Source organism: Streptomyces sparsus, from assembly GCF_054776295.1.
In genome coordinates this window covers 1-2,194 of sequence record NZ_BAAHCA010000829.1, presented here as the reverse complement: position 1 = coordinate 2,194, position 2,194 = coordinate 1, and the positions used below count along the sequence as shown (strand labels likewise).

General features: G+C 70.9%; 3 protein-coding genes. 1 reads left to right on the top strand and 2 read right to left on the bottom strand.

The features are described from left to right. Window positions 1–415, bottom strand: a 415-nt coding sequence (locus tag ACYVE9_RS23905; RefSeq protein WP_461029963.1) for an ATP-binding protein, incomplete at its 3' end; no start/stop codon positions are given. Between the two features lie 117 nt (window positions 416–532). Beyond that, window positions 533–859 carry a hypothetical protein gene (locus ACYVE9_RS23900; RefSeq protein WP_461029962.1) on the bottom strand — a complete coding sequence of 109 codons (327 nt, stop codon included), beginning with the start codon at window positions 857–859 and terminating at the stop codon, window positions 533–535. Between the two features lie 133 nt (window positions 860–992). Here ACYVE9_RS23900 and cds1 point away from each other — a divergent pair, with 133 nt between their 5' ends. After that, window positions 993–2,144, top strand: a complete 1,152-nt coding sequence (gene cds1 / locus ACYVE9_RS23895) for an L-cysteine desulfhydrase Cds1 (protein WP_461029964.1) — start codon at window positions 993–995, stop codon at window positions 2,142–2,144. Window positions 2,145–2,194: the final 50 nt, after the last annotated feature.

Here is a 2,194-nt window from a genome sequence, read left to right as displayed (position 1 = left end):
CCGCCTTCGCGGGCGGGACGGGCAGCGTGAACCAGACGACCTTGCCGGTCCCGCCGCGCTGCGCCCGCATGCCCCAGCTGTCGCTGACGGCGGCGACCAGCGCCAGTCCGCGCCCGCTGGTGGCCAGCGCGCCGGCCGACCTGACCTGCGGCAGCCGCGGATCGTGATCACGCACGGAGACCGTCAACCGGTCCCACAGCAGCACCAGTTCGACCGTGCAGTGCTTGTCCTCGCCGGTATGGCGGTGGACGTTGGCGAGCAGCTCGGTGACGCCGAGCGCGGCCGTGTCGATCAGGGGATCCAGCTTCCAGTACCGGAGCTGGGCGGAAACGATACGGCGAACCTGCCCGATGCGGGAGGGCAGGGCCTGGAACTCGACTGCGCAGTGCCGACTTGGGGCGGGACGACTGATCACGGCTGCGACTCCCTGGGGCCGGGGCGACGTGCGTGGCTGACGGACGCGTCGATGACGACTGGTGTCCTGACCTACCAGCGTGATTCAGCTCACATGGTTGCGCAAATCGGGCTGTGTTCAAGAGTGCACAATGCGTCGATCTCCAGCGATCTTGGCCGCGCGTTCCCGGGCCTCGCCGACCGTTGACAACAGTCGCTCCCGTCCGGCCATCGGCAACCGCAGCGCGTAGCGGGTGCCGTTGACCGTGGCCAGCACCCGGTCCCGGGCCGACGACCAGACACCGATCAGGTGGACCGTCTCCACCGGGGCGCTGTCGATCTCCCGGCCGTAGCTCGTCAGGAGCACCAGGCGCCCGTCCCTGACCAGGACCTGTCCGGCGCGGGTGAGCGAACGCATCAGCCGCCCGATGCGCACCCCCGTGACGTCGAACTCCGGTTCCGCCATGATCCACCGCTTTCTGCCGCGACCGACCGCCCACCACGGCGCTCCCCGTCCCCAGCAGTCTGCCCACGAAACGCGACGGCGACCAGGCCCGGCGGGAGTATCGCGAGCGTCCGCATAGGATCGACCGGTGAGCATCGAGCAGACCGGCACCGGCGGGCCAGCACCCGTGCACGCACCCGCCACCGTTCCGGGCACCGCCGACGTGGACCGCAGCGACCCGGTGTACCGCGACTGGCTGAAGGACGCCGTACGCCGCGTGCAGGCCGACGCCAACCGCAGTGCGGACACCCACCTGCTGCTCTTCCCGCTGCCCGAGCACTGGGGCATCGACCTGTACCTCAAGGACGAGTCCACCCACCCCACCGGCAGCCTCAAGCACCGCCTGGCGAGGTCGCTCTTCCTCTACGGCCTCTGCAACGGCTGGATCCGGCCCGGCAAACCGGTGATCGAGGCGTCCAGCGGATCCACCGCCGTCTCCGAGGCCTACTTCGCCAAGCTGATCGGTGTGCCCTTCATCGCGGTGATGCCGCGTAGCACCAGCGCCGAGAAGACGCGGCTCATCGAGTTCCACGGCGGCCGGTGCCATCTGGTGGACGACCCGCAGACGGTGTACGCGGTCTCCGCCCGGCTCGCGGAGGAGACCGGTGGCCACTACATGGACCAGTTCACCTACGCCGAGCGGGCCACCGACTGGCGCGGCAACAACAACATCGCCGAGTCGATCTACCAGCAGCTCAGGCTGGAGCGCTACCCGGAACCGGCGTGGATCGTCGCCGCGGCCGGTACCGGCGGCACGTCGGCGACCATCGCCCGCTACGTGCACTACATGCAGTACGACACCCGCATCTGCGTGCCGGACCCGGAGAACTCCTGCTTCTTCGACGGATGGGTCCGGCAGGACCCGGCCGCCACCAGCGACTGCGGCTCCCGCATCGAGGGCATCGGCCGTCCCCGGATGGAACCCAGCTTCGTCCCCGGCGCGATCGACCGCATGATGAAGGTCCCCGACGCCGCCAGCATCGCCGCCGTCCGCGCACTGGAGTCCGCCCTCGGCCGCCGGGCGGGCGGCTCCACCGGAACGGGCCTGTGGAGCGCGCTGCGCATCGTCGCCGAGATGGTCGCCGCCGGACGCACCGGCTCGGTGGTGACCCTGCTCTGCGACCCCGGGGACCGCTACCTCGACAAGTACTACTCGGACAGCTGGCTGGCCGACCAGGGCCTGGACATCGGTCCCTACGCCGCCACGCTGCGGACCTTCCTGCGGACCGGTGCCTGGCCCGGCTGAGCCCGCACCGACCGCACCCGCCGCACCGGGCCGCCCTCGCGCGCCGGCGG